The 24,178-nt window shown below is 67.3% G+C and carries 29 protein-coding genes; 12 read left to right on the plus strand and 17 right to left on the minus strand.

Features of this window, described 5'->3' with window-relative positions:
* Window positions 1-30 precede the first annotated feature (30 nt).
* Complete coding sequence (locus ACW18B_RS03330; RefSeq protein ID WP_492051862.1) at window positions 31-945, plus strand: ParB/RepB/Spo0J family partition protein; 915 nt, start codon at window positions 31-33, stop codon at window positions 943-945.
* Between the two features lie 216 nt (window positions 946-1,161).
* On the opposite strand, the gene holA is transcribed toward ACW18B_RS03330, so the two are convergent.
* From holA to ACW18B_RS03350, 4 genes are all read right to left on the minus strand, one after another.
* Window positions 1,162-2,214: a DNA polymerase III subunit delta gene (holA, locus tag ACW18B_RS03335; RefSeq protein ID WP_492049537.1), complete on the minus strand. Its 1,053-nt coding sequence runs from the start codon at window positions 2,212-2,214 to the stop codon at window positions 1,162-1,164.
* On the minus strand, window positions 2,211-2,723 hold the full coding sequence (gene lptE, locus ACW18B_RS03340; RefSeq protein ID WP_492049538.1) for an LPS assembly lipoprotein LptE: 513 nt from the start codon (window positions 2,721-2,723) through the stop codon (window positions 2,211-2,213). Before lptE ends, holA begins: the two co-directional genes overlap by 4 nt.
* Window positions 2,724-2,726: 3 nt before the next feature.
* On the minus strand, window positions 2,727-5,333 hold the full coding sequence (leuS, locus tag ACW18B_RS03345) for a leucine--tRNA ligase (protein ID WP_492049540.1): 2,607 nt from the start codon (window positions 5,331-5,333) through the stop codon (window positions 2,727-2,729).
* A 138-nt stretch (window positions 5,334-5,471) separates the two neighbouring features.
* Entirely contained in the window at window positions 5,472-5,993 is a 522-nt protein-coding gene (locus tag ACW18B_RS03350) for a DUF3576 domain-containing protein (RefSeq protein WP_492051863.1), read from the minus strand.
* Between the two features lie 247 nt (window positions 5,994-6,240).
* Here ACW18B_RS03350 and ACW18B_RS03355 point away from each other — a divergent pair, with 247 nt between their 5' ends.
* Complete coding sequence (locus tag ACW18B_RS03355; RefSeq protein ID WP_492049542.1) at window positions 6,241-6,651, plus strand: NtrZ family periplasmic regulatory protein; 411 nt, start codon at window positions 6,241-6,243, stop codon at window positions 6,649-6,651.
* Here the strand turns inward: ACW18B_RS03355 and ACW18B_RS03360 are convergent.
* A complete protein-coding gene (locus ACW18B_RS03360; RefSeq protein ID WP_492049544.1) occupies window positions 6,648-7,268 on the minus strand; it encodes a thiamine phosphate synthase in 621 nt (206 codons plus the stop codon). The two genes, ACW18B_RS03355 and ACW18B_RS03360, sit on opposite strands and share 4 nt — an antisense overlap.
* A gap of 12 nt (window positions 7,269-7,280) precedes the next feature.
* Here ACW18B_RS03360 and ACW18B_RS03365 point away from each other — a divergent pair, with 12 nt between their 5' ends.
* Window positions 7,281-7,940, plus strand: coding sequence for a YggS family pyridoxal phosphate-dependent enzyme (locus ACW18B_RS03365; protein ID WP_492049546.1), 660 nt, complete (start codon window positions 7,281-7,283; stop codon window positions 7,938-7,940).
* On the opposite strand, the gene ACW18B_RS03370 is transcribed toward ACW18B_RS03365, so the two are convergent.
* On the minus strand, window positions 7,937-8,446 hold the full coding sequence (locus tag ACW18B_RS03370; protein ID WP_492049548.1) for a L,D-transpeptidase family protein: 510 nt from the start codon (window positions 8,444-8,446) through the stop codon (window positions 7,937-7,939). The two genes, ACW18B_RS03365 and ACW18B_RS03370, sit on opposite strands and share 4 nt — an antisense overlap.
* 62 nt (window positions 8,447-8,508) lie before the next feature.
* On the opposite strand from ACW18B_RS03370, the gene ACW18B_RS03375 reads away from it, so the two are divergent.
* Window positions 8,509-9,195 (plus strand): response regulator transcription factor, encoded by a 687-nt coding sequence (locus tag ACW18B_RS03375; RefSeq protein ID WP_492049550.1) that lies wholly within the window; start codon window positions 8,509-8,511, stop codon window positions 9,193-9,195.
* Between the two features lie 76 nt (window positions 9,196-9,271).
* Here ACW18B_RS03375 and secB read toward each other — a convergent pair whose 3' ends face one another.
* Window positions 9,272-9,766 carry a protein-export chaperone SecB gene (gene secB, locus ACW18B_RS03380; protein ID WP_492049552.1) on the minus strand — a complete coding sequence of 165 codons (495 nt, stop codon included), beginning with the start codon at window positions 9,764-9,766 and terminating at the stop codon, window positions 9,272-9,274.
* A gap of 161 nt (window positions 9,767-9,927) precedes the next feature.
* Here secB and timA point away from each other — a divergent pair, with 161 nt between their 5' ends.
* Genes timA through ACW18B_RS03395 form a run of 3 tightly spaced genes read left to right on the plus strand, consistent with a single transcriptional unit; the run spans window position 9,928 to window position 12,237 of the window.
* On the plus strand, window positions 9,928-10,527 hold the full coding sequence (gene timA, locus ACW18B_RS03385) for a TIM44-related membrane protein TimA (protein WP_492049553.1): 600 nt from the start codon (window positions 9,928-9,930) through the stop codon (window positions 10,525-10,527).
* Window positions 10,528-11,679, plus strand: a complete 1,152-nt coding sequence (mltA, locus tag ACW18B_RS03390; RefSeq protein WP_492049554.1) for a murein transglycosylase A — start codon at window positions 10,528-10,530, stop codon at window positions 11,677-11,679.
* A gap of 3 nt (window positions 11,680-11,682) precedes the next feature.
* Entirely contained in the window at window positions 11,683-12,237 is a 555-nt protein-coding gene (locus ACW18B_RS03395; protein ID WP_492049555.1) for a Smr/MutS family protein, read from the plus strand.
* A 12-nt stretch (window positions 12,238-12,249) separates the two neighbouring features.
* Here the strand turns inward: ACW18B_RS03395 and ACW18B_RS03400 are convergent, their stop codons facing one another.
* The 6 genes from ACW18B_RS03400 to ACW18B_RS03425 are packed head-to-tail and all read right to left on the minus strand — an operon-like array spanning window position 12,250 to window position 16,316.
* Window positions 12,250-12,573 (minus strand): phosphoribosyl-ATP diphosphatase, encoded by a 324-nt coding sequence (locus ACW18B_RS03400; RefSeq protein ID WP_492049556.1) that lies wholly within the window; start codon window positions 12,571-12,573, stop codon window positions 12,250-12,252.
* Window positions 12,570-13,352: an imidazole glycerol phosphate synthase subunit HisF gene (gene hisF / locus ACW18B_RS03405; RefSeq protein WP_492049558.1), complete on the minus strand. Its 783-nt coding sequence runs from the start codon at window positions 13,350-13,352 to the stop codon at window positions 12,570-12,572. Before hisF ends, ACW18B_RS03400 begins: the two co-directional genes overlap by 4 nt.
* The gene (hisA, locus tag ACW18B_RS03410; protein ID WP_492049560.1) at window positions 13,352-14,086 is read right to left on the minus strand and encodes a 1-(5-phosphoribosyl)-5-[(5-phosphoribosylamino)methylideneamino]imidazole-4-carboxamide isomerase; all 735 of its coding nucleotides are present in this window, start codon (window positions 14,084-14,086) and stop codon (window positions 13,352-13,354) included. Before hisA ends, hisF begins: the two co-directional genes overlap by 1 nt.
* Window positions 14,074-14,715, minus strand: coding sequence for an imidazole glycerol phosphate synthase subunit HisH (gene hisH / locus ACW18B_RS03415; protein ID WP_492049562.1), 642 nt, complete (start codon window positions 14,713-14,715; stop codon window positions 14,074-14,076). Before hisH ends, hisA begins: the two co-directional genes overlap by 13 nt.
* 12 nt (window positions 14,716-14,727) lie before the next feature.
* A complete protein-coding gene (hisB, locus tag ACW18B_RS03420; RefSeq protein ID WP_492049564.1) occupies window positions 14,728-15,318 on the minus strand; it encodes an imidazoleglycerol-phosphate dehydratase HisB in 591 nt (196 codons plus the stop codon).
* Window positions 15,319-15,326: 8 nt separating this feature from the next.
* On the minus strand, window positions 15,327-16,316 hold the full coding sequence (locus ACW18B_RS03425; RefSeq protein WP_492049565.1) for an adenosine kinase: 990 nt from the start codon (window positions 16,314-16,316) through the stop codon (window positions 15,327-15,329).
* Window positions 16,317-16,442: 126 nt separating this feature from the next.
* Between ACW18B_RS03425 and ACW18B_RS03430 the strand changes: the two genes are divergently transcribed.
* Together ACW18B_RS03430 and ACW18B_RS03435 are read left to right on the plus strand one after the other, a co-directional pair.
* The gene (locus tag ACW18B_RS03430) at window positions 16,443-17,309 is read left to right on the plus strand and encodes an ATP-grasp domain-containing protein (RefSeq protein ID WP_492049567.1); all 867 of its coding nucleotides are present in this window, start codon (window positions 16,443-16,445) and stop codon (window positions 17,307-17,309) included.
* 48 nt (window positions 17,310-17,357) lie between these two features.
* Window positions 17,358-18,062, plus strand: coding sequence for a glutathione S-transferase N-terminal domain-containing protein (locus ACW18B_RS03435; protein WP_492049569.1), 705 nt, complete (start codon window positions 17,358-17,360; stop codon window positions 18,060-18,062).
* On the opposite strand, the gene nth is transcribed toward ACW18B_RS03435, so the two are convergent.
* Window positions 18,059-18,766: an endonuclease III gene (gene nth, locus ACW18B_RS03440; protein ID WP_492049571.1), complete on the minus strand. Its 708-nt coding sequence runs from the start codon at window positions 18,764-18,766 to the stop codon at window positions 18,059-18,061. The genes ACW18B_RS03435 and nth overlap by 4 nt on opposite strands.
* Before the next feature lie 53 nt (window positions 18,767-18,819).
* Here nth and ACW18B_RS03445 point away from each other — a divergent pair, with 53 nt between their 5' ends.
* The gene (locus ACW18B_RS03445; protein ID WP_492049573.1) at window positions 18,820-19,296 is read left to right on the plus strand and encodes a DUF2244 domain-containing protein; all 477 of its coding nucleotides are present in this window, start codon (window positions 18,820-18,822) and stop codon (window positions 19,294-19,296) included.
* A 47-nt stretch (window positions 19,297-19,343) separates the two neighbouring features.
* Window positions 19,344-20,213, plus strand: coding sequence for a methylated-DNA--[protein]-cysteine S-methyltransferase (locus ACW18B_RS03450; protein WP_492049575.1), 870 nt, complete (start codon window positions 19,344-19,346; stop codon window positions 20,211-20,213).
* Between the two features lie 51 nt (window positions 20,214-20,264).
* Here the strand turns inward: ACW18B_RS03450 and ACW18B_RS03455 are convergent, their stop codons facing one another.
* From ACW18B_RS03455 to hslV, 3 genes are all read right to left on the minus strand, one after another.
* Entirely contained in the window at window positions 20,265-21,341 is a 1,077-nt protein-coding gene (locus ACW18B_RS03455) for an ISAs1 family transposase (protein WP_492047290.1), read from the minus strand.
* Between the two features lie 139 nt (window positions 21,342-21,480).
* The gene (hslU, locus tag ACW18B_RS03460; protein WP_492049577.1) at window positions 21,481-22,776 is read right to left on the minus strand and encodes an ATP-dependent protease ATPase subunit HslU; all 1,296 of its coding nucleotides are present in this window, start codon (window positions 22,774-22,776) and stop codon (window positions 21,481-21,483) included.
* Window positions 22,777-23,367 (minus strand): ATP-dependent protease subunit HslV, encoded by a 591-nt coding sequence (hslV, locus tag ACW18B_RS03465; RefSeq protein ID WP_492049579.1) that lies wholly within the window; start codon window positions 23,365-23,367, stop codon window positions 22,777-22,779. It lies immediately after the preceding gene.
* Between the two features lie 41 nt (window positions 23,368-23,408).
* Between hslV and ACW18B_RS03470 the strand changes: the two genes are divergently transcribed.
* Entirely contained in the window at window positions 23,409-24,161 is a 753-nt protein-coding gene (locus tag ACW18B_RS03470) for a HesA/MoeB/ThiF family protein (RefSeq protein WP_492049581.1), read from the plus strand.
* Window positions 24,162-24,178 lie beyond the last annotated feature (17 nt).

The raw sequence follows: 24,178 nt of genomic DNA on the forward strand, positions 1-24,178 counted from the left end.
TTACTGAGCCGATAATCGAAATTTGTTGTGATGGAGTTCGCCGTGGTGGGAGAGCCAGGTATGGCCGAAGGGCGCAGGGGTTTGGGACGCGGTCTGTCCGCCCTCCTGGGCGAGGTGGATGCGGCCCCGGTCCAGGCGCCGGGCGAGCGCCTGGGCGGGGCCAATGAGGCGCCGATCGAACTGCTGCGCCGCAATCCCGACCAGCCCCGCCGGACCTTCCGCGAGGAGGATCTGGTCGAGCTCTCCAATTCGATCCGCGAAAAGGGCATCCTTCAGCCCATCCTGGTGCGCCCAGCGCCAGGCGCGGCGGGGGAATACCAGATCGTCGCCGGGGAGCGCCGCTGGCGGGCCGCCCAGCGCGCCGGCCTGCGCAGCGTGCCGATCCTGGTTCGCGACCTGGATGATCTGGCCGTCCTCGAGATCGGCATCATCGAGAACGTTCAGCGCTCTGACCTCAACATCCTGGAAGAGGCGCTGTCCTACCGGATCCTGATGGACAAGTTCGAGCGCACCCAGGAAAACATCGCCCAGACCATCGGCAAGAGCCGCAGCCACGTGGCCAATACCCTGCGGCTGTTGGCCCTACCGGATGAAGTCCAGGCGCACCTGGTCAGCGGCGAGCTGACCGCCGGTCATGCCCGCGCCATCGCCGCCGCCGAGGATCCCGCCCAGCTGGCGCGCGAGATCATTGAACGCGGCCTGTCGGTTCGCGACACCGAAGCCCTGGCCCGCAAGACGCCCGACACCCGTCCGGCCAAGAGCAAGGGAGGCCGGCCGCCGCGGGTGAAGGACACCGACACCCAGGCGCTGGAAAGCGATCTCTCCTCGGTGCTGGGCCTCGAGGTCGTCATCGACCATCGCGACGGCGCCGGCTCTCTGACCATCAGCTATGCGACGCTGGAACAGCTCGACGACCTCTGCAACCGCCTGACGCGCGGAGTCTGATCGGACGCACGCAATGCGCTCTCAAAAGGTGTGAAGCCACACTTTTTGGACGGCCTCTGTCGCGCACAGAACGGCGCCTTTCCGTACTCCGGGAGGCGCCGTTTTCGTGAGGCGAGGGCGATTTTCGGGTTTTTCGCCGCAAGGCCCTGTTCCATAAGGCTTTCCGGAAACTCATCCACAGGTGCGCAAAGCCCCCTATTTCGGGGTCTTTCGGGCCTAGAGCCCCAAACGTCGCGCGCGGCCGGCGATCATCAGGGCGAGGCGCTCGGAAATCAGCTGGTCGGGCGAACCAGAGGTCTTGCAGGCGCGATCCGCCGAGAGGATCTCGCCCTGGATGTCCAGAAGCGTCTCCAGGGTCCAGGCGCGGGCCTGACGCAGGAACTCCCGCTCTTGCTTCCAGAACACGCCGGAGGCCTTGGCGGCGGCGGCGAGGTCGATGCCGTTCTTGTGCAGTGTCAGGGTGCGGCGCAGACGGCCCAGATAATAGCCCATGGCCCGTACGGCGGCCGGACCGCCTTCGCCCTCGGCGGCCGCGCGTCTGAGGCCGGCCTGGGCGGGGCCCAGGCGACCGCCAAAGGCGTCCGCCGCGGCGTCGCTCAGCGAGGCCTCGGGCTCGACGCCCAGAAAGTCTGTCAGATCCGCCGCCGTGGCGTTGGCGCCGCTGCCGGGGCCCAGGAACAGCGCCAGGCGCTCGATCTCCATCCGGGCCACGCCGCGTTCCTTGGGCAGGCGTGAAACAAACAGGTCGAGCGCCTCGCTGTTGAGGCTGACCTTGTCCTTGGCCAGGGTCTCGCGGGCGAGGCGCGCCATGTCGCCGGCCTCATCCTCGTAGCAGGGGATCACCGCGCAGCCGCCGGCCTTTTCGCCGGCCTTGCGTAGGGCGGAGTCACGGCCCAGGGCGCCGGCCTCGATGATGAACAGGGCCTCGGGATTGAGTTCGCCGGCGGCATGCCGCACCAGGGCCTCGGCCGTCGCCTTGTCGGGCCCGGCCTTCTCGCCGGTCAGGCGCAGGCGCACCAGGCGCCGGCCGCCCATCATCGACAGGGCCGAAAGCTCTTCCTCGAGCTTGCCGGGGCTGGACTCGACGTCGCTTTCGGTGAGTTGGGCGGTGTCAAACGGATCGTCGGGGCGGGCAAAGAGCCGTTTGGCCAATTGGTCGGCCCGGTCGCGGACCACGCCGCGGTCGCGACCATAGATCACGACCGCCCGGATATCCGGGGCGGGGTCCTTGAGGAAGCGTTCGACGTCCGGCCGCTTGGACAGGATCATGGCGTGGGGGCGACGCCCTTGGCCTTGACGGCTATCCAGGTGGCCAGCTCCAGCTGGATCTTGCGGGCCGCCTCGGCGGCGGCGCGCTCCTGGCCATCGTTCTGGGCCGTGATCGCCGCATAGGGCTGGTCGGCCGAGTCATAGGTCACGGACGCCTCGGTTCGGCCCTTGCGGATCTCTGCCCCGGTCTTGGCGTCGGCCAGACGCCAGTTCACCGTCATCTGCAGCTCATAGCGGTTGGCGATGTTGTCGACCCGCACGCCGCGCGCATAGCGCTTCTCGTCGACCCCCAGGGTGAGCCGATAGGCAGGCTGGGTGTCGGAGCGGTACGCAAAGGCGTCGTCCAGCTGCTCGCGCAGCAGGAAGCCGGCGCGACCGTCCGGAGCGATGGTCTGGATCGAGGCCAGGCCGGGGGTGACGCCAGGCGTCGCGTACAGCGGCGTGAAGCCACAGCCGGATGATGCGACGGCGACTACGGCGAGCGCGCCGGCCAGGAAAATGCGTTTCATCGGTCAGTTGGCCACGATGTTGACGATACGGTCCTTGACCACGATCACCTTGCGGACCGTGACCCCTTCAAGGTGGGCCAGAACGGCCGGATCGGCCAGCGCGATCTTCTCGACTTCGGCCTCGGCCAGCCCGGCCTTGACCTTGATCTCGCCACGACGCTTGCCGTTGATCTGGATCGGCAGCACACGCTCGTCGTCCGCAGCCAGGGCGGGATCGGCCTTGGGCCAGGGCGCATCGACCACCAGACCTTCGCCGCCCATCGACGCCCAGGCTTCTTCCGCCAGGTGCGGCGTAAACGGCGCCACCAGACGGGCCAGGATCGACAGCGCCTCCTTGCGGGCCGCCAGGACGCCCTGGGAGGCGCCTTCAGCCGGAGCCGCCTTCAGGGCGTTCAGGAACTCGTACAGGCGCGCTACGCCGCTGTTGAAGCGGAAGCCTTCGATGCTGTCGGTGACAAAGCCGATCAGCTTGTGGGCGGACTTGCGCAAGGTCAGGGCCGCTTCATCCGAGGCGTCCTGGGCGAAATCGCCGGCCGGTTGGCTGTCAAATTCGTTCCAAAGACGGTGGGTGAAGCGCCAGGAGCCCTCGACGCCCGAATTGGTCCACTGCACGTCACGCTCGGGCGGGCTGTCGCTCATCACGAACAGGCGCGCGGCGTCGACGCCGTAGGCTTCGAAGATATCCTCGGGCGCGACGACGTTCTTCTTGGATTTCGACATCTTCTCGATGTCGCCGATCAGGATCTCTTCATCGGTATGGACGTGGCGAGCGCGGCGATTGCCGCCATCGGCATAGATCTTGACGTCGGCCGGCTCGACCCATTCGCCGGTCAGCGATTTGTAGGCCTCGTGGGTGACCATGCCCTGGGTGAACAGACCCGCGAACGGCTCCTCCACCGACAGCATCCCCTCGTCCTTCAGGGCGCGGGTGATGAAGCGGGCATAGAGCAGGTGCAGAATCGCGTGTTCCACGCCTCCGATATACTGGTCGACCGGCATCCAGTGATCGGCGGCCGCCTTGTCCACCGGCTCGGCGGCGTCGGGATTGGCGAAGCGCGCGAAGTACCACGAACTGTCCATGAAGGTGTCGAGCGTGTCGGTCTCGCGCTCGGCCGCGCCGCCGCAGGTGGGGCAGGTGGTGTGCTTCCAGGTCGGGTGGCGCACCAGCGGATTGCCCGGCTTATCGGCCTCGAAGGTGACGTCCTCGGGCAGCACCACCGGCAGCTGGTCGTCCGGCACGGGAACCGGGCCGCAGATCGGGCAGTGGATGATGGGGATCGGGCAGCCCCAATAGCGCTGGCGCGAGACACCCCAGTCGCGCAGGCGATAGACTGTCGCGCCCTGGCCCTGGTCCATGGCCTCGATACGGGAGACGACTTCGGACTTGGCCGACTCGATGTCCATCCCGTCCAGGAATTGCGACCTATAGATCGCGCCGGGGCCGACATAGGCTTCCTTGCCGACCGTGAAGGTCGCCGGATCCTCACCGGGCGGCAGAACCACCGGCAAAACCGGGAGGTCGTACTTGCGGGCGAAGTCCAGATCGCGCTGGTCATGGGCCGGGCAGGCGAAGATCGCGCCGGTCCCGTAGTCCATCAGGATGAAGTTGGCGATCCAGACGGGCAGGGTGATGGACGGATCCAGCGGATGGACCACGCGCAGACCGGTGTCGCGGCCCAGCTTTTCGGCGCCTTCGATATCGGCTTCCGACGTGCCGCCCTTGCGGCATTCGGCGATGAAGGCCTGCAGGTCGGGGTTCTCGACCGCCAGCTGTTCGGCCAGCGGATGTTCGGGCGCGATGCCCACGAAGCTGGCGCCAAACAGGGTGTCAGGGCGCGTGGTATAGACCTCCAGGCCTTCGGCGTGGCCATCCGGTGCTTCAGCGCCATTGGAATTGTTGGCGAACTTGAAGGTGAAGCGCAGGCCCTTGGATCGGCCGATCCAGTTTTCCTGCATGATCCGGACCTTCTCAGGCCAGCGATCCAGGGTTTTCAGACCGTCGATCAGGGCGTCGGCATAGTCGGTGATGCGCAGGAACCACTGGGTCAGCTTGCGCTTCTCAACCGGGGCGCCCGAGCGCCAGCCCTTGCCGTCGATGACCTGCTCATTGGCCAGGACGGTCATGTCGACCGGATCCCAGTTGACCGAGGCTTCCTTGCGATAGACCAGGCCGCGTTTCAGCAGCTTCAGGAACCAGGCCTGCTGCTTGCCGTAATATTCGGGGTCGCAGGTGGCGAATTCGCGCGACCAGTCGATCGACAGGCCCAGGGCCTTCAGTTGCTCGCGCATGGCGGCGATGTTGTCGTAGGTCCAGCCCTTGGGATGAACGCCGCGCTCCATGGCGGCGTTCTCGGCGGGCATGCCAAAGGCGTCCCAGCCCATCGGGTGCAGAACACTGAAGCCCTGGGCGCGCTTGTAGCGGGCCACGACGTCGCCCATGGCGTAGTTGCGCACATGGCCCATATGGATGCGCCCCGACGGATAGGGGAACATCTCGAGCACATAGTACTTCGGCCGCCCGTCCGAGATCTCCGCCGTCTTGAAGACGTCGGCCTTGGCCCAGGCGTTACGCCATTTGGGCTCGGTGTCTTTGGGATTGTAGCGGGCCATGGAAACCAGTGTCTTGATATGCGGAAGCGCCCCGGTGGGCGCGGCCGCGAGACAATAAGCGGTTTCGCGGCCGGAGCGCGCTGAAAGTACGGGCGATGAAACCTCCGCCGCGAGCGGCGGAGGTCAGATCGGGGCCGTTTAGCCCTTGATGTTCGACAGTCGAAGCTGACGCGCGCGCGTCAGGATCGCGTTCTCGATGTCGGTCGCCGTCTGGTCAGCGGTCGGGGCGTCGGTCCATTCGCCGGCGGCGTCCTTGGCCTGCTTGAACACGGTCACGTTCAGGCCATCGGCGCGGAGGCGGGTGTCCAGAATGTAGATGGTCGCCTTGAAGCGCTCATCGGGCTTTTCCGGGTTCACGTACCAGTCCGTGAGGATCACGCCGCCGTAAGGGTCGGCAGACGCCAGGGGCATGAAGGCCACGGTGTCGAGCGAAGCCCGCCACAGATAGCCGTTGACCCCGATCGAGCCTTCGCTCTCGGGGGCCTTCTTGCTCTTGCCCAGGCCCAACAGGCTGAAGCCGCTGTCTTCCTGGCTGGTAAAAGTCTTGGGCCCCTTGGTGCTGCCGCAGGCGGACACGCCCAGAACCGATAGCGCCAGTACGCCGGCGGCGACGCCGCGCAACATTGACCCACGTTCAAACGCCATAGTACCTCGCTCCAATGTCTCGCCGGCGCGGTCGCGCACTCGGGCGCGCCCCCGCAGCCGGAGCCCGTCTATAGCATGGCCGCGCTGCCTCAAAACAGGAATCGCGTGACACGTCCGCCACAGGCGTCCTGATAATCGCGGTGATTGCAGCTTGATGCGACTAAACGCCGGTTGACCGCGTTAGACCCTAGCCTTTAATCGAATTGTAGGGCGCGCCTTCCTATATTGAGGGCGTGGGGTTTGGGACAGGTGACGAGTAGCGATGACCGCGACGCGTTTCATTACAGCCGGTGCAGCAGCGTTGATCCTGACAGGATCGGCGACGATGGCCCATGCGCAGCTCAAGACCCGCTCGGCGACGCCTGATTTCACCGTCAAGAACGACTTCACCACCACGCCCAAGGGCGTTTTCTCGCCGCAAGCCGGCAAGAAGACGCTGCAATGGGACGCCAGCAAGGGTCGGTGGGGTCTCAAGCTCGACCTTGACCAGCCCGTCGGGCGTGAAATGGAACTGAAGGACGTCGAAGCCGGCGCCTATTTCAAGGTCACGCCGTCGATCCGCGTCGGCGGCGCCGTCGCTCTGGGCGACGCCAACCCCGCCCTGGCCGCCCGCAAGGCCGAGCCGGCCGAGCCGGCGCCGCGCGTGCGTCTGGAAACCGCCTTCAAGTTCTAGAGCGCCAGCGCCTCCACGGCCGCGAGGCCGACAATCCCCGTATTTTTCAGCCGTTCCACCGTTTTGGCCCGGATTCCGCCCAGGGCGTAGACCGGCTTGTCTGTGGCGGCGACCAGCGCGCGCAGGCCTTCGACACCCAGGGGCGTTCCGGCCGACGGGCTGTTGCTCTCGAAAATCGGCGAGATCACCAGGGCGTCGATATCCCCGCCGCGTCCCGCCAGCACTGCGTCCCGATCATGGGCGGCCAGGGTGGTCAGCCCGTTCGGCCGCTTCGCTCGCCAGGCGGCGGCTGTGTCGCGCAGCCGTTCGGGCAGGTGGAGGCCGTCCGCGCCGATCGCTTCAGCCAGATCAATGTCAGCGCCGACCAGCAGGATAAGGCCCCGGGCGTCGCTGATGGCTCTCAGTCTCAGGCCTCGCTCATGGGCGTCAGCGGCCCCGAAGGCGCGAAACACCACCCCCGCGCCGCGCGGCAGGCGTTGAGCCACCGCTTCCGGCTCGGCGATGCGGGCGGGATCGGTGAAGAAAAGCAGGGATGGCAGCCGGAGTCCGCGCGCTGTCCTTGGCGGAAAGGTCGCAGCCGTCCTAGACAGGATCTCCAGTTCACCCGCCGCGCTCAAGCGATCCCCCTCATGTCCGACGCCCTTGCCTCCATCCAGTCCCGCATCGCCGTCGCCGAAACGGCCGCCGGGCGCCCAGGCGGCGCTGTCACCCTGGTGGCGGTGTCCAAGACCCAGCCCTGGGACCATATCGCCCCGGTTCTGGCCGCTGGCCAGCGGGTCTTTGGTGAAAATCGCGTTCAGGAGGCGATGGAGCGCTGGACGCCGCACCGTCAGAGCGTCGAACTGCATCTGATCGGACCGCTGCAGACCAACAAGGTCCGTGACGCGGTGGCGTTCTTTGATGTCATCGAAACTGTCGATCGCGAGAAGCTGGCGCGGGCCCTGGCCGGCGAAATGGCCCATCAGGGCAAGGCCGTGCGCCTCTACATCCAGGTCAATATCGGCCAAGAGCCGCAAAAGGCCGGGGTGGCGCCCGCGGAGGCGGACGCCTTCATCGCCCTGTGTCGCGGCGCGCTGGGCCTGACCCTCGAGGGCCTGATGTGCATTCCGCCTGCCGGGGAGGATCCCGCGCCCTATTTCAGGCAGTTGCGTGCCCTCGCAGAGCGCAATGGCCTGGCCAGGCTGTCGATGGGCATGAGCGACGATTTCGAGATCGCCATACGCGAGGGCGCGACCTCGGTGCGGGTGGGCTCGGCGATCTTTGGATCGCGAACCTATCCGCCGTCCTAGTCGGCGGCGATCTCGATCGCGTCTCCGGGCCTGGCGATGGCCAGCAGGGCTTCAAGATCGTCCCGCGCCAGGGCCACGCAGCCTTCGGTGCCCGGATAGCCGTCTCGCGCCAGGTGCAGGAAGATCGCCGAGCCCAGGCCCGGAACCGGCGGATCGTCGTTGTGGGCCAGTACGCCCACCAGGTCATAGACGGCGTCGTCGCGCCACATCCGCTCGGCGCTGGCCGGATAGGGCAGCTTGATCAAACGGTTATAGGCGGGGTCGTCGGGCGCGTCACACCAGCCATCGTCAGCCGCCATCGGCTTGACCGGCAGGGCGGTGGTTGGACCCTCGGGATAGACATCGGGCCGATACAGCACCTGGCGGATCGCCCAGACGCCCACAGGGCTGCGATTGTCGCCCTCGCGCTTGTCGTCTGCGGCGACGACGCCGGCCTTGCCCAGAGCGCATCGAACACGGCGCCCGTTGAGCTCGATATGGCCGTCCGGCCGGGCCTTGAAGATCATCGACGGCTTCTCTTGCTCGCAAGGCTTGGCGCCAGGGCCCGCAGCGGTGCATGTTCCGGCCCATGACGCAACGCAAGACCCTTCTGCTCATCGACGACGACGACGATCTGCGCGGAGCGCTGGCCGAGCAACTCGCCCTCCATGAGGAGTTCGCGGTCGCCGAGGCCGCCACGGCGGGCGAGGGCGTGCGTATGGCGCGCGAGATCAAGCCCGACCTGATCCTGCTCGACGTCGACCTGCCCGACATGGACGGCCGCGAGGCCTGCCGGCTGATGCGCAAGAACGGGGTGATGGCCCCGGTGATCATGCTGACGGCGGCGGCCAGCGACTCCGACGCCATATTGGGCCTGGAGTCCGGGGCCAATGACTATGTCACCAAGCCTTTCCGCTTCGGGGTGCTTCTGGCCCGCATTCGGGCCCAGCTGCGCAGCTACGAGGCCTCGGAGGATGCTCTCTTCCGCATCGGTCCTTATGAATTCCGCCCGTCGGCCAAGCTGCTGGTCGACGAAAAGCAGAAGAAGGTGCGGTTGACCGAAAAGGAAACCAATATCCTGAAGTACCTCTATCGGGCCGGCTCCAAGCCGGTGTCCCGCGAGGAGCTGCTGACCGAGGTGTGGGGCTATAATGCCGGGGTCACCACCCACACCCTGGAAACCCATGTCTATCGGCTGCGCCAGAAGATCGAGCCTGATCCGGCCATGGCCAAGATCCTGATCACCGAGATGGGCGGCTATCGGCTGCAGCCTTAAGGTCGATCAAAAAAGAAAAACCCCGGCCGCATCGCTGCGCCGGGGTTTCTCAAATCTCTCAGATCGATTGAACGCCTCAGGCGTTGCCGATCACCACGCCTTCGGCCTGGGCCTTGCGGGCGGCATAGACGCCGGCGAAGTCGATCGGGTCGATCAGGAAGGGCGGGAAGCCGCCTTCGCTGGTGATGTCGGCGATCACCCGGCGGGCGAACGGGAACAGGAAGCGCGGGCATTCGATCAGCAGAACCGGCTCGAGATCGGCTTCCGGCACGCCGGCGATGTGGAACAGGCCGCCATAGACCACTTCGACATGGAAAACCGGCTGGTCTTCGCGCGTGGCGCGGGCCGACAGCTTCAGATCCACCTCGAACAGGCCGTCAGGACGACCCCGGGCGTTCATCTCGACGCCCATGTCGATGGCCGGCTGGGCGGCGCCCGAACGCAGGCTGTCGGGGGCGTGAGGGCTCTCGAACGAGAAATCACGAATGAACTGCGCCATGATGCGGATGCCCGACTGAGCGGCCGCGTTATCGTCTGCAAGGCCCTCGGGGGCGGCGGTCGTGTCGGTCATTAGCAATAATTCCGTACTCGGCGTCTAAAAAGGCCGCTAGGAGAGAGCGGCGCTGCTAACACGCGGGAAGGCTTGGCGCAACGCTAGGCGCCTGACGCGGGAGCTCGCTTCGCCTATATAGGCATGACACCCAGCGTGTCGAACCAACCGCGGATACCCAAGTGTTCATTCAGATTCTCGTTCTTGCGGTCATCGCCGCCGTCGTTCTCTACCAGCTCTACGCGACGCTGGGCCGCCGTGTCGGGCGTCAGCCCGAAGATGCGACCCCAATGGCCAAGACGGTTCCCGCCACTGCGGGGCCCGTCGACCCCGGGCTCAAAGCGCCCCTGGAGGGTGTCGCCGCCCTGCGGGCGCGTCAGCCCGACTTTGACACAGCCCGATTCCTGGGCGGCGCCAGCGCCGCCTATGAGATGATCGTCAAGGCGTTCGCCACGGGCGATCGCGAGACGCTGAAGCCTCTTCTGGCGGATGACATCATGGCCAATTTCGAGACGGCCATGGTGGAGCGCGAGGCGGAGGGGCGCACAGAGGTCATCGAGATCCTGTCGCCGCCGCGGGTCGATCTGGAAACCGTCACGGTCGTGGGCGATCTGGCCCGGGCGAGCGTTCGGATCCTGGCCGAGGTTCGGGCCCGCTCGACCAGCGCCGCCGGCGACGCGGTCGACGATCGCCGAACCGCCGAACTCTGGACCTTCGAGCGCGACCTGAAATCCGCCAACCCCAACTGGGATCTCGTCCACGTCGCCGCCGCGGAGGCCTGAATGTCGCGCCTGGGTCTGATCGCCGTCTTCGCCGCCCTGGCCCTGGCGGGCTGTACGACCACGTCGCCGCCGCCGCCGATCGCAACTGGGCCGACACAGCTCCCCATCTCACAAGCCCCAACCGGGCCAACCCTGACCCTGGCCGCCCTGACCGGCTGGTCGGAAGAAGACCATCTGGCGGCGCTTGACGCCTTTCGGGCCGGCTGCGGCGTCGCGCGCGACCCGGACATGGCCCGCGTCTGTCGATCCGCCCGGGAAAGCGGTCTGCGCGACGAGCAGGGCGCGCGTCTGTTCCTGGAGGCCAATTTTCGGCCCCAGGCCGTGGGCGACCAGGGCCTTCTGACCGCCTATTTCGCCCCAAAATATGAGGCGCGCATGTCGCGCTCGGCCGAGTTCAGCGCCCCTGTGCGCGGGCTTCCCGCCGATCTGGTGTCGATCAATCTGGGCGCTTTCGATCCTGCTCTGGCCGGCAAGCGGATCGTCGGCCGCATGAACGGCGGCAAGTTCGAGCCCTATCCCGACCGCGCCGCCATCGAAACCTCGCCGATCGAGACGCCCCTGGCCTGGATGCGGCCCGAGGAGCTGTTTTTCCTGCAGATCCAGGGCTCGGGCGTCCTGGTTCTGCCGGATGGCCGGCGTGTCCGCGCCGCCTATGCCGGCGGCAATGGCCGGCCCTATTTCGGCATCGCCATCGTCATGCGCGACCGGGGCCTGCTGCCCGACAACAACACCTCTGGCGACACGATCCGCGCGTGGCTGGCGGATAATCGCGGGCCCAAGGCCGACGAAATCATGCGCCTGAACACCAGCTATGTGTTTTTCAGGGTCAGCGAGGATGACGGCAAGGAACCGGTCGGGTCAGCCGGCGTGCCGCTGCCGGTCGGTCGCGCCATCGCTGTCGACCCCAGCCGTCACGCCATGGGCGGGCTCTACTGGCTGGACGCCAGCGCGCCCAAGCTGGCGGGGGCCTTTCCGGTCTATCGCCGCCTGGCCGTGGCGCTGGACGTCGGCGGGGCGATCAAGGGCGATGTCCGGGCCGATCTCTATACCGGCAGCGGGCCTGACGCCGGGGCTGAGGCGGGCCGGGTTCGCCACGATCTGCGGCTTTACCGCCTGATCCCGTTTTCCCCTGGTTCTGGCCCCAAGTCCTGAACGATGAAACGGCCGCCGCGACCGGAAGAGCTGCGCCTGTGGGGCATGGTCGCCGACACGGTGCGCATTCGGCCGGGTGAGAAGCCGCTCAAGCTGAGGGCCAAGGCCAAGGTCAAGCCGGTCAAGGGCCCCAAGGTCGCGGCGGCGCATCCCACCTATCTGGCCTCGATCGCGCCGCTGCGCATCGATCCGTCGGAGATCCGGCCGTCGCCGGCCAGGATCGCCAAATCGGCGCCGGAACACATTGAACCCAACCGCCGTCGCCGCCTGATCAAGGAGCATGATCCGATCGGCGCCCGTCTGGACCTTCACGGCTTCGATCAGGATCAGGCTCGCCCGGCCCTGGAAGCCTTCATCCGACGCGCCTATCACGACCGCCATCGCGCCGTTCTGATCATCACCGGCAAGGGCAAGATCGGTCACGGGGTGTTGAAGAAGCGCACGCCCGAATGGCTTTCGGCCCCGGCCCTGCGTGAGATGATCGCCGGGGTCTCCCAGGCCGACCAGCGACACGGGGGCGAGGGCGCGCTGTACGTGGCGCTGAAACGCCGGCCTTAGGGCCTACGCGCGTTATTGAGGCCGCGACGCCTTCTCAGCCAAACCCGAGGTCCCCTCGCGGGCCGCCAGCTTGTCGGCCACGGCGTCCAGCGAGACTCCCGAGGCGGCCAGCAGCACCAGCCAGTGATACAGCAGGTCAGCGCTCTCCGAGGCCAGGGCATCGGGGCCCTGGGCTACAGCGGCGATGACGGTCTCGACCGCTTCCTCGCCCAGCTTCTTGGCGGCCAGAGACGGATCGGCCAGCAGCTTGGCGGTGTACGACGCGGCCGGATCGCCGCCCTTGCGGCTTTCGATCGTCGCCGCCAGGCGCTCGAGGGTCTCGAACAGCTTGGTCATGCCGCGCCTTTCAGATCGTCCAGGCGCACGGGGATGCCGGCGTCGGCCATGGCCCGCTTGGCCTCGCCGATGCTGATTTCGCCGAAGTGGAAGATCGAGGCGGCCAGAACGGCGGCGGCGTGGCCGTCGCGGGCGGCTTCGACCAGGTGCGCAGGGCTACCGGCCCCGCCCGAGGCGATCACGGGCACGTTCACGGCGCCGGTCACAGCCTTGAGCAGGGGAATGTCATAGCCGATCTTGGCGCCGTCGCGGTCCATCGAGGTCAGCAGGATCTCGCCCGCGCCGCGCTCGACCACCTTGGCGGCCCAGTCGACGACGTCGAGACCGGTGTCCTTGCGGCCGCCATAGGTCCAGACATTCCAGCCCGAACCGTCCGGGCGCAGCTTGGCGTCGATGGCCACGACCACGCATTGCGCGCCGAACGCGTCGGCGCCGGCGGCGATCAGGTCGGGGTTTTCGACGGCGGCGGTGTTGGTCGAGACCTTGTCGGCCCCGGCCAGCAGCAACCGGCGCATGTCCGACACCTGCCGCACGCCGCCGCCGACCGAGACCGGCATGAAACAGACCTCGGCGGTGCGGGAAATCACGTCCAGGATCAGGCCGCGGCCTTCGCTGGAGGCGGTGATGTCCAGGAACATCAGCTCGTCGGCCCCGGCGGCGTCATAGGCCCTGGCCTGCTCTACCGGATCGCCGGCGTCGCGCAGGGCGACGAAATTGACGCCCTTGACCACCCGCCCGTCCTTCACGTCGAGGCAGGGAATGATCCGGGTCTTCAGCATCAGGCGGCCGCCACCGTCAGGGCCTCGGCCGGCCGGATGGTGCCGGCATAGAGCGAGCGACCCAGGATGGCCCCGGCGATCTTGACGCCCTTGCGGGCCTTCAGGCGTTCGATATCGGCCACGGCGGCGACGCCGCCCGAGGCGATGACCGGGATCGAAACGGCGTCGGCCAGTTCGCCCACGCCCTCGACATTGACGCCGGTCAGGGCGCCGTCGCGGCTGATGTCGGTGATGATCAGGGCCGCCACGCCGGCGTCCTCGAAGCGACGCGACAGGTCGATGGCCGAAAGCTCCGACAGGCCGGTCCAGCCGTCGACCGCCACCTTGCCGTCGCGCACGTCGACGGCCACGGCGATCTGCTCAGGCCACAGGCGGGCGGCTTTCCTGACCAGGTCCGGGTCATGCACGGCCACGGTGCCCAGGATCACGCGCGACACGCCGGCCTCGATCCAGGCCTCGATGCCTTCCAGGGTGCGAATGCCGCCGCCGAGTTGGACGGGGATCGAGATCGATTCCAGGATCGACTGCACGGCGGCCGTATTGACCGACTTGCCCTCGATGGCGCCGTTCAGATCAACCACATGCAGCCAGGAGAAGCCGTCCTTGACGAAGCGTTCGGCCTGGTCGGCGGGCGAGGTGTTGAACACCGTGGCCTTGTCCATGTCGCCGTGCAGCAGACGCACGCATTGGCCGTCCTTCAGGTCGATGGCGGGATAGAGGATCATGGGCGCCATTCCAGGAAGTTGGCGAGCAGGGCGAGCCCGGCACTTTGTGATTTTTCAGGGTGAAACTGTACGCCGGCCACATTGTCCTTGACCACCGCCGCCGTGAACGGGCCGCCGTGGTCAGTGGTCGCCAGGACGTCGGCCGGATCGGTCGGCGTCAGGGCGAAGGAGTTGGCGTAGTACATGTGGGCGCCGTCGGCGACGCCCGAAAACAGTGGGTGATCGCGTGTCAGTTTGATCGCGTTCCAGCCCATGTGCGGAATGGTCAGGGACGGGTCGCCGGGCGCCAGTTTCCTGACCTCTCCGGCGATCCAGTCCAGGCCCGGCGTGACGCCGAATTCCAGGCCGCGCGTGGCCAGCAGCTGATGGCCGACGCAGATGCCCAGGAACGGCGCGCCCTTGCCGTGGACGGCGGCGTTCATGGCCTCATAGACGCCAGAGGCGTCCAGGCCGGCGCGGCACGACGCGAACGCCCCCACGCCGGGCAGGACCACCCGGTCGGCGTTGGCGACAATATCGGGATCGGCCGTGACAACGATGTCAGCGGCGATCCCCTGGCGACGGGCCGCCTCGCGCAGGGCCTTTTCGGCCGAACGCAGGTTGCCCGACCCGTAATCGATCAGGGCGACGGTCTGCATGAAATCAGCTTCCTACAGCACGCCCTTGGTGGAGGGGGCATGGCCGCCGGTCTTGGGGTCGATCTCGACCGCCTCACGCAGCGCCCGGGCCAGGGCCTTGAACCCGCTTTCGGCGACGTGGTGGGTGTTGTCGCCGTAGAGGGTTTCCAGGTGCACGCACGCCCCGCAGTTCATCGCGAACGCGTGGTGGAATTCCTTGAAGAGCTCGGTGTCCATCTCGCCGACCTTGGGTCGCTTGAAATCGACCTTCCAGATCAGATAGGGCCGGTTGGAAAGATCGATGGCGCAGCGCGTCAGGGTCTCGTCCATCGGGATATAGGCCGCGCCAAAGCGCCGGATACCCTTGAAGCCGTCCAGCGCCTTGTGGATCGCCTGGCCCAGCACGATGCCGGTGTCCTCGACCGTGTGGTGCATGTCGATATGCAGGTCGCCCTTGGTCTCGACCTTCAGGTCAAAGCCGCCGTGGCGCGCGAAGCTCTCCAGCATATGGTCGTAGAAACCAATGCCGGTGGAGATCGTCGAGGCGCCGGTCCCGTCGAGATCGATCCAGACCCGGATCTGGGTCTCCTTCGTCTCGCGGACCACTTCAGCGGTGCGGGCCATGGTGTTCCTTAGAGTCCGTTTTGGGCCGCGAGGTCCCGCAGGCTGACCTGCGGACGCGGACCATAGTGAGCGATCACCTCGGCGGCCGCCAGGGAGCCCAGCTGACCGCAGACCGGCAGCGAGCGGCCCTGGGACAGGCCAAAGAGGAAACCCGCCGCGTATTGGTCGCCTGCGCCGGTGGTGTCCACGACTTTTTCCACGGGACAGGCCGAGATGTCGTGAACCTGCCCGCCGGCGACCACGACCGAGCCGTGTTCGCTGCGGGTGACGGCGCCGATGGTGACCTTTTCCGACAGGGCCTTCACGGCGGCGTCGAAATCGGTGGTTTCGAACAGGGCGCAGACTTCGGCGGCGTTGGCGAAGACGATGTCGCACTGGGTTTCGATAAAGCCCAGCAAGCCGGCGCGGTGACGCTCGACCACGAAACTGTCCGACAGGGTGATGGCGATCTGGCGACCGGCGCCGTGGGCCAGGCCGGCGGCCTTGGCGAAGGCGCGGCGGGCTTCGGGGGGATCGAACAGATAGCCTTCCAGATAGGAATAGCGCGCCGCCTCGATGATCGCCGGATCGACATCGGCGCTGGTCAGCTCGACGCAGGCGCCCAGATAGGTGCTCATCGTGCGCTGGGCGTCCGGCGTGACATTGATCAGGCTCTGGGCCGTGGCCGGGCCTTCGGCCAGGGACGGGGTGGTGAAGGCGCAGCCAATGGCCTTCATGTCGTGGCGGAAGACGTTGCCCAACTGGTCGTCGGCGACCTTGCCGATGAAGGCGCCGCGACCGCCGAAGCTGGCGACGCCGGCCACGGTGTTGGCGGCCGAGCCGCCCGACGCCTCGAGGGCCGCCGCCATCACATCATACAGGCTAGACGCGCGCGCCGGATCGATCAGGGCCATCGAGCCCTTCACCAGACCTTCGCGCTCAAGGAAGGCGTCGTCGCACTGGGCGATAACGTCGACGATGGCGTTTCCGATGGCGGCGACGTCGTACAGAGCGGTCATGGAGATCGGCAAGCCTTTGAAAGCACGGAGTGTGGAAAGCGTTTAGGGGGCGGCAAGTAAAGGAACCGTGCGGTCAAGGCAACGCAAGGCTTGCCCCGCCGGCTGCGACATTCTAACCGCAAAGCCATGAGCTCGACGACCGCTGATATCCTGATCCTGGCGCCGGCCCCCGACGAGCCGCGCTTCGCCACGGGCTGGGGACCGCTGTTCGAGCGCCTGGCCGCCCCGCTTCGCGCCTACGGCCTGACCGTGACGGCCCAACCGTGGACGGAGGCTATCGATCCCGAGGCGCAGCGCCTGATCCTGCCGTCGATCGCCTGGGGCTATCACCTCCGGCAGGCCGACTGGTTCGCCCAGCTGGACGCCCTGGAGGCGGCCGGCGCGCCGGTGATCAATCCTGTCCCGATCCTGCGCTGGAACACCACCAAGACCTATCTCGTTGAACTGGAGGGCAAGGGCGCGCCCGTGGTCCCCACCCACGCGCATGAGCGCCTGACGCCGGAAGCCCTGGCCGAGGCGTTCGACGCCTTCGGGGTCGACGAGTTGGTGGTCAAGCCGCAGATCTCGGGCGGCTCGCAGGACACCGTGCGGTTCAAACGGCACGAAACCCTGGACGGCGGCCCGCCCGGGGCGGCCCTGATCCAGCCTTTCCTGCCGGCGGTGGGGGAGGAGGGCGAGCTGTCCCTGTTCTATTTCGACGGCGTCTTCAGCCACGCGGTGTCCAAGGCGGCGACCGCCGGCGATTTCCGCGTCCAGCCCCAGTTCGGCGGACGGGTCATGGGCGTCGCGCCCGAGCCGGAAGCCCTGCGCGCGGCGCAGATGGTGCTGGAAGCGGCCGACCTGTCCCTGACCTATGCCCGCATCGACCTGATCCGGGGCCTGGACCACACCCCGCAGCTGATGGAGCTGGAACTGATCGAGCCTGATCTGTTCCTGGAGCACGCCCATGATCACGGCGCAGCTTTCGCGGCGGCGGTGAAGGCCCGGCTCTAGCGGAACCGCTGTTGGAGCCTATCTAGGTTGCAGCAGCAGGAGCGCTCGATGTCCGATCTGTCCGCCTTCCCGATCACCCAGCGGTGGCCGGCCCAGCACCCCGACCGCCTGCAGCTCTATTCGCTGACCACGCCCAACGGCGTGAAGGTGTCGATCATGCTGGAAGAGATCGGTCTGGCCTATGAGCCGCACCTGATCGATATCGGCGCCAACGAGACCTGGACGCCGGAATACCTGTCTCTGAATCCGAACGGCAAGATCCCGGCGATCCTTGATCCGGATGGCCCGGACGGCAAACCGCTGGCCCTGTTCGAATCCGGCGCGATCCTGCTCTATCTCGCTGAAAAGACCGGCAAGCTGCTGCCGGCCGACCCCGCGCTGCGTTACGAGACGATCCAGTGGGTGTTTTTCCAGGTCGGCGGCGTCGGGCCGATCTTTGGTCAGCTGGGTTTCTTCCACAAGTTCGCCGGCAAGGACTATGAGGACAAGCGTCCCCGCGACCGCTACGTGGCCGAGAGCAAGCGCCTGCTGGGTGTTCTGGAGGATCGCCTGGACGGCCGCGCCTTCATCATGGGCGCCGAGTACACCATCGCCGACATCGCGCTGCTGGGCATGGTGCGCAATCTGATCGGCTTCTACGACGCGGGCGACCTGGTCGACTATGCCAGCCTCAAGCATGTCCCGGCCTGGCTGGAGCGCTGCCTGGCCCGCCCGGCCGTCCAGCGGGGCCTGAACATCCCGGCGCGCGGCTAGGCGCCCAGGAACAATTCCCGCGACGGGCACAGGTCGGCGATCTTGCAGAGCTCGCACTTGGGTTTGCGGGCCACGCACACATAGCGGCCGTGCAGGATCAGCCAGTGATGGGCCCGGGTCTGATAGGGCCCGGGCACGATCCGCATCAGGTCCTGCTCGACCGCATCGGGCGTCTTGCCGGCGGATAGTTTCAGCCGGTGGGCGACCCGGAACACATGGGTGTCGACGGCGATGGCCGGCTCGACATCCAGTTCGTTGAGCACCACGCTGGCGGTCTTGCGGCCCACGCCGGGCAGGCTTTCCAGATCGGCGCGGTTCAGCGGCACCTGGCCGCCGTGGCGCTCGACCAGGATATGGGCCGAGGCGATGACGTTCCTGGCCTTGGTGCGGAAAAGGCCGATCGAGGCGATGTAGCCGATCAGTCCCGCCTCGCCGAGCGCCAGCATTTTTTCCGGACTGTCGGCGACCCGGAACAGCGGGCCGGTGGCCTTGTTGACCTGCACGTCGGTGGCCTGGGCCGACAGGGCGACGGCGGTGACCAGTTCATAGGCGTTGTTGTAGTTCAGCTCGGTCTTGGGGCGCAGCTCCAGGCTCTCGAAGCGATCGAACAGCACCGCGACCCGCTCACGCTCGGCGGGCGAGATCCGCTTGGCGGCGGGACGTTTTTTCGCGGGTGTCTTGAGCAGGGCCATTGGCCGGACCATGCCGTGATGCGGGCCCCTCGCCAAGGCGGCGTCGCGGGCCTAAATCCTTAAGCATGGCCGCGATGCTGTATATGGACGCCGTGATCTCGCCCAACCGGTCGCTGAGCCGGACGGGCCTGCATGTGCTGCTGGGCGTGGTGATCGCCTTCAACCTCGTGATCGCCGTCTTTCTGCTGGTGCTGGGCGCGCCGCCGGTGCTGCCGTTTCTGGGGCTGGACGTCCTGGCCCTGTGGCTGGCCCTGCGCGCCAGTTTCCGGGCGGCGGAGCGCCGCGAACGGGTTCGGGTCACCGCCGAGGCCGTCACCGTCAGCCGCGAGGACGAGAAGGGCGCGCGCGTGGTCTGGACCTCGCCCACCGCCTTCACCGGGGTCGACATCGATCAGCCCGGCGAGCACGAGGCCCGGGTGCGGCTGCGCATCCATCGCCGTCGCCTGACCCTGGCCCGGGCGCTGAGCCCGCCCGAGCGCGTGGAGTTCGCCGACGCCCTGCGGCAGGCCATCCGCAACGCCCGCGCCGAGCGCTACGGGTGAGCAAGAACCGGGCGGACAGGTTTTCGGGGCGGGTTTAGGGTCTGATCATGGCTCTCGACATGTCCCCCTCGCAAACCTTCGCCCAGCTGGCCGAGCGATCGGCCGATTATCACCGCATGGCCGTCGCTCTCGACTGGCTGGCCGAGCGCTGGCAGGACCGTCCGTCTCTGGACGAGGCCGCCGAAGCGGTGGGCCTGTCGCCGTTCCACTTCCAGCGGGTGTTCACGCGCTGGGCGGGGGTCAGCCCCAAGACCTTTGTCTCGGCCATCGCCCATGCCGAGGCCCGGCGGTCGCTGGAGGCCGGAGCCAGCGTGCTGGACGCGGCCTATGACGCAGGGCTCTCGGGGCCCTCGCGCCTGCACGACCTGTTCATCGCCCAGGAAGCGGCCACACCCGGCGAGGTGCGTCGTCGCGGGGCCGGTATGACCCTGCGGTATGGCTGGGCGCCGACGCCGTTCGGCAAGGGTCTGTTCGTGATGGCCGAGCGCGGTCTGGCGGGCCTGGCCTTTTCCGACGGCGACGATGAGGCGACCTATGACGACATGCATCGCCGTTTCCCGGCCGCCGACTGGGTTCGCGACGATGAGGCCGCCGGCCGTACCGCTGTCCACGCCTTTGCGGACGGGCAGGGGCCCTTGCCGATCGTGTTGATCGGTTCACCGTTTCACATCCAGGTCTGGAAGGCCCTGCTGCGCATCCCGGTGGGCGAGACCAGCACCTATGGCCAGGTGGCCGACTGGGCCGGCAAGCCCAGGGCCTATCAGGCCACCGGCGGGGCCATCGGGGCCAATCCGATCTCGCTGCTGATCCCCTGCCACCGGGCCATCGCCAAGGACGGCCGGCTGACCGGCTATCACTGGGGCCTGGCCCGCAAGGCCGCGATGCTGGGGATGGAGGCGGTTCAGGCGGCGGGCTAGTCAGACTTGCCCCCTCCGCGCCTTCGGCGCTCTTCCCCCTCCGGGGCAGGGCTATCGCATATGGCCGAGTAGGGAGAAGAGGAAGGTGTCGTCCCAGCCGGCGCGCTTGATCTTTCCCTTTATGGAGCCCTTGTCGGGGTGCTGCCTGAGGGTGTTGAGAGCGAGTTTTCGCAGGAGGGCGAGGTTCTGGGGGGCATGGTCCTTTCGGCTTCGGGAGGCGTCTTCATCGAGGGCGACATCGAGGACCCAGTGGAGTTGGTTCTCGATGGTCCAGTGGGCTCGGGCGACCTGCAGCACCCTTTGGGGGGACAGTGGAGTCGAGAGCAGGAACCAGCGTACGATGGTATCCTGAGGCTGATCAGTTGGCTTTCGGCGGGTCTCGACGCGAGCGACAGCGGCCAGGCCAGGAAAGTCCATATCTGTCGCCGCAACGACGATGGCGGTGCGGCCCTCAAGCCGGTCGTGGGCGCGTTCAGGCCCATCGACGGCGCCGCAAGCGGCGTCGGCGGCCTGGGTCAGGACTTGAGCCTGGGCCAGCAGCTTGGGCTGGTTGGCCTTCAGCGCCAGGGCATAGTCGGCGCCAGCGTCGAGGATGGCCTGAGCGGTGTCCCTGCGGCAATGCAGGGCGTCGGCGGTGACGATGCAGCCCTGAAGATCCAACAGGGCCAGGGCCTGCTGGGCTCCCAGCACCTCGTTACGGCCCGGCGCCAGGCGCTGGCCGATGACCAGTCGAGCTTCGACGGCCCAGACATTGACCAGATGCAGTGGCGTGGCCTTGCGCCCGCGCTCATAGGCCCCGCGCAGCGCCTTGCCGTCGATGGCCACCACGCCCTTCAGAGCCCCGGCGAAGGCGGCCGTGAACTTGGCGAAGGCCGCCTCGAAGGGTTCGGGCTCAAGGTGGCGGAACACCCGACTGAAGGTGTCGTGGCTGGGCGGACCATGCTCCAGCTTCAGAACCTGACGCAGGCAATCAAGCTTGGCGCGCGCGAACAAGGCCATGTCGGTGCAGTCCTCGGCTCCGCACAGCAGCGCCGCCAGCGACACGAACATCAGCTCCAGCAGATCGTGCCGGGCATTGCCCGCCCGAGGATCTTCAACTTCCGAAAAAAAGCTCGAAAACGTCTCCACCGCGCCGTCTCCACACAACAGAAGACGCCCTTCAGAATCCGCTTCGACCTAAAAAATCGACTCCAAATCCATATGCGATAGCCCTGCCCTCCGGGGGAAGACGGCTGCGCAGCAGCCCGTAGGGGGCAAGTGTCCGCCGTTAAAGAATGAACCGGCTCAGATCGGCATTGGCCGCCAGGGCTCCGACCTTGTCGGTGACATAGGCCGCGTCGATGATCACCGTTTCGCCCGAGCGATCCGCCGCCGAGAAGCTGATCTCCTCGACCACCTTTTCCAGAATGGTCTGCAGCCGTCGCGCGCCGATGTTCTCGACCGAGCTGTTCACCGCCACGGCCGCGTCGGCCAGGGCGTCGATGGCGTCGTCGGCGAACACCAGGGTGACACCCTCGGTCAGCAGCAGGGCCTGGTGCTGGCGGATCAGATTGGCTTCCGGCTCGATCAGGATCCGGCGCAGATCGTCGCGGCTCAGACCTTTCAGCTCCACCCGGATCGGCAGGCGGCCCTGAAGTTCGGGCAACAGATCCGACGGCTTGGCGACGTGGAAGGCGCCCGAGGCGATGAACAGGATGTGGTCGGTCTTCACCGGTCCGTATTTGGTCGACACCGTCGTGCCCTCGATCAGCGGCAGCAGATCGCGCTGCACGCCCTCTCTGGAGACGTCAGCCCCGCCGCGCTGGCTGGACGAGGCCACCTTGTCGATCTCGTCGAGGAAGACGATGCCGTGGTTCTCGGTCAGGTCGATGGCTTCCTGGGTCAGGGCCTCCTGGTCGAGCAGCTTGTCGCTTTCCTCGGCGATCAGCGGCGCGTGGGCGGCGGCCACTGTGGTCTTGTGGGTCTTGGTGCGCCCGCCGCCGAAGGATTTCATCATTTCCGACAGGTTCAGCACCGAGCCGCCCGGCTGGCCCGGGATCTCGAACATGCCGCCGCCGCCGGTGTCGGCCAGTTGCAGCTCGACCTCCTTGTCGTCCAGCTCGCCGGCGCGAAGTTTCTTGCGGAAGCTGTCGCGGGCGGCGGTGGAGCCGGGGCCGGTCAGGGCGTCGAGGATGCGTTCCTCGGCGGCGGCCTCGGCTCGAGCGCGGACGCCGGCCCGGCGCTTGTCGCGGATCATGCCCAGGGCGTTCTCGACCAGGTCGCGGACGATCTGGTCGACGTCGCGGCCGACATAGCCGACCTCGGTGAACTTGGTGGCCTCGACCTTCAGGAACGGGGCCTGGGCCAGCTTGGCCAGGCGGCGGGCGATCTCGGTCTTGCCCACGCCCGTGGGGCCGATCAGCAGGATGTTCTTGGGCGTGACCTCGTCGCGAAGCTCGGCCGGCACGCGGCGACGGCGCCAGCGATTGCGCAGGGCCACGGCGACGGCCTTCTTGGCGTCGGTATGGCCGACGATGAAGCGGTCGAGCTCGGAGACGATTTCGCGGGGCGAGAACTCGGTCATCTAGAGGGTCTCTCCAAGCGTTTCCACCGTCAGGTTGCCGTTGGTGTAGACGCAGATCTCGGCGGCGATCGCCATCGCCTTGCGGGCGATCGCCTCGGCCGAAAGGTTCTGATCGATCAGGGCCTTGCCGGCCGCCAGGGCGTAGTTTCCGCCCGAGCCGATGGCGGCGACCGAACCGCCGCCGGGGCTTTCGCCCGGCTCCAGCACGTCGCCGACGCCGGTGACGGTGTAGATGGCGGTGGCGTCGGCCACGAGCAGCATGGCTTCCAGCTTGCGCAGATAGCGATCGGTGCGCCAGTCCTTGGCCAGCTCGACACAGGCCCGGGCCAGTTGGTCGGGAAACTGTTCGAGCTTGAGCTCCAGCCGCTCGATCAGGGTGAAGGCGTCGGCCGTGGCCCCGGCGAAGCCGGCCACCACCTTGCCGCCGGCCAGACGGCGCACCTTCTTGGCGTTGCCCTTGACGATGGTTGGGCCCATGGAGACTTGGCCGTCGCCGGCGATCACCGTCTGTCCGTTCTTGCGCACCGCCAGAATGGTTGTGCCGTGCCAGTCTGGAAAAGAGGCGGCGGGGAAGGAATTATTGTTCTGCATGACCTCGCATGTGGCGAGGCGTGCGGCGGAGATCAAGCGCGATGAGCTTTTCGCAGGACGAGGTCGAACGCTATGCGCGCCATCTGGTGCTGCGCGAGATCGGCGGGCCGGGCCAGCAGAAGCTGAAGGCGGCGCGGGTGCTGCTGGTCGGGGCCGGCGGCCTGGGCGCCCCGGCGGCGCTCTATCTGGCCGCGGCCGGGGTCGGAACCCTGGGGCTGGCCGATCCCGACACGGTGTCGCTGTCCAATCTGCAGCGCCAGGTGCTGTATCAAAGCGCTGATGTGGGCCGCGCCAAGGTCGAGGTCGCCGCCGAGCGCCTGACCGGCCTCAACGCTCACGTCTTGGTCGAAACCCATCCGGTATGGCTGAACGCGGACAATGCCGCAGACCTGGTCTCGCGGTATGACCTGGTGCTGGACGGCGCCGATGATTTCGCCACCCGCTTCGCGGTCAGCGACGCTTGTGTTCAGCACGGCAAGACCCTGGTTAGCGGCGCCCTGGGGCGCTGGACCGGTCAGGTCGGGGTGTTCCGGGGCCAGCCCTGCTATCGCTGCCTGGTGCCGGAGACCCCGCCGGACGCCGAGACCTGCGCCCTGGTCGGGGTGGTCGGCGCCCTGGCCGGGGTGATCGGATCGATGATGGCGCTGGAGGCCGTGAAGCTGATCACCGGCGCGGGCGATCCGCTGACCGGCCGGCTGCTGATCTATGACGCCCTGTCGGCCGAGACCCGCACCGTGCGCATCGGCCCCGATCCCGCCTGCCCCGCCTGTGGTCCGGGGTCGGCGACGCCCTGATTGTGGTGACTACGGAG

It is taken from the genome of Caulobacter sp. FV2ps19 (assembly GCF_058681035.1).

What these genes read in the sequence shown, in the direction of transcription:
- nth (WP_492049571.1), bottom strand. Translation starts at nt 18,766, where the DNA reads ATGGTCCGGCCAATGGCCCTGCTCAAGACACCCGCGAAAAAACGTCCC.
- ACW18B_RS03400 (WP_492049556.1), bottom strand. Translation starts at nt 12,573, where the DNA reads ATGACCAAGCTGTTCGAGACCCTCGAGCGCCTGGCGGCGACGATCGAA.
- hslU (WP_492049577.1), bottom strand. Translation starts at nt 22,776, where the DNA reads ATGACCGAGTTCTCGCCCCGCGAAATCGTCTCCGAGCTCGACCGCTTC.
- hisB (WP_492049564.1), bottom strand. Translation starts at nt 15,318, where the DNA reads ATGGCCCGCACCGCTGAAGTGGTCCGCGAGACGAAGGAGACCCAGATC.
- hisA (WP_492049560.1), bottom strand. Translation starts at nt 14,086, where the DNA reads ATGGCGCCCATGATCCTCTATCCCGCCATCGACCTGAAGGACGGCCAA.
- ACW18B_RS03430 (WP_492049567.1), top strand. Translation starts at nt 16,443, where the DNA reads ATGAGCTCGACGACCGCTGATATCCTGATCCTGGCGCCGGCCCCCGAC.
- ACW18B_RS03365 (WP_492049546.1), top strand. Translation starts at nt 7,281, where the DNA reads ATGTCCGACGCCCTTGCCTCCATCCAGTCCCGCATCGCCGTCGCCGAA.
- ACW18B_RS03425 (WP_492049565.1), bottom strand. Translation starts at nt 16,316, where the DNA reads ATGACCGCTCTGTACGACGTCGCCGCCATCGGAAACGCCATCGTCGAC.
- holA (WP_492049537.1), bottom strand. Translation starts at nt 2,214, where the DNA reads ATGATCCTGTCCAAGCGGCCGGACGTCGAACGCTTCCTCAAGGACCCC.
- ACW18B_RS03395 (WP_492049555.1), top strand. Translation starts at nt 11,683, where the DNA reads ATGAAACGGCCGCCGCGACCGGAAGAGCTGCGCCTGTGGGGCATGGTC.
- ACW18B_RS03470 (WP_492049581.1), top strand. Translation starts at nt 23,409, where the DNA reads ATGAGCTTTTCGCAGGACGAGGTCGAACGCTATGCGCGCCATCTGGTG.
- ACW18B_RS03445 (WP_492049573.1), top strand. Translation starts at nt 18,820, where the DNA reads ATGGCCGCGATGCTGTATATGGACGCCGTGATCTCGCCCAACCGGTCG.
- ACW18B_RS03330 (WP_492051862.1), top strand. Translation starts at nt 31, where the DNA reads ATGGAGTTCGCCGTGGTGGGAGAGCCAGGTATGGCCGAAGGGCGCAGG.
- secB (WP_492049552.1), bottom strand. Translation starts at nt 9,766, where the DNA reads ATGACCGACACGACCGCCGCCCCCGAGGGCCTTGCAGACGATAACGCG.
- hslV (WP_492049579.1), bottom strand. Translation starts at nt 23,367, where the DNA reads ATGCAGAACAATAATTCCTTCCCCGCCGCCTCTTTTCCAGACTGGCAC.
- ACW18B_RS03370 (WP_492049548.1), bottom strand. Translation starts at nt 8,446, where the DNA reads ATGATCTTCAAGGCCCGGCCGGACGGCCATATCGAGCTCAACGGGCGC.
- lptE (WP_492049538.1), bottom strand. Translation starts at nt 2,723, where the DNA reads ATGAAACGCATTTTCCTGGCCGGCGCGCTCGCCGTAGTCGCCGTCGCA.
- ACW18B_RS03450 (WP_492049575.1), top strand. Translation starts at nt 19,344, where the DNA reads ATGGCTCTCGACATGTCCCCCTCGCAAACCTTCGCCCAGCTGGCCGAG.
- leuS (WP_492049540.1), bottom strand. Translation starts at nt 5,333, where the DNA reads ATGGCCCGCTACAATCCCAAAGACACCGAGCCCAAATGGCGTAACGCC.
- hisH (WP_492049562.1), bottom strand. Translation starts at nt 14,715, where the DNA reads ATGCAGACCGTCGCCCTGATCGATTACGGGTCGGGCAACCTGCGTTCG.
- ACW18B_RS03435 (WP_492049569.1), top strand. Translation starts at nt 17,358, where the DNA reads ATGTCCGATCTGTCCGCCTTCCCGATCACCCAGCGGTGGCCGGCCCAG.
- ACW18B_RS03355 (WP_492049542.1), top strand. Translation starts at nt 6,241, where the DNA reads ATGACCGCGACGCGTTTCATTACAGCCGGTGCAGCAGCGTTGATCCTG.
- hisF (WP_492049558.1), bottom strand. Translation starts at nt 13,352, where the DNA reads ATGCTGAAGACCCGGATCATTCCCTGCCTCGACGTGAAGGACGGGCGG.
- ACW18B_RS03375 (WP_492049550.1), top strand. Translation starts at nt 8,509, where the DNA reads ATGACGCAACGCAAGACCCTTCTGCTCATCGACGACGACGACGATCTG.
- mltA (WP_492049554.1), top strand. Translation starts at nt 10,528, where the DNA reads ATGTCGCGCCTGGGTCTGATCGCCGTCTTCGCCGCCCTGGCCCTGGCG.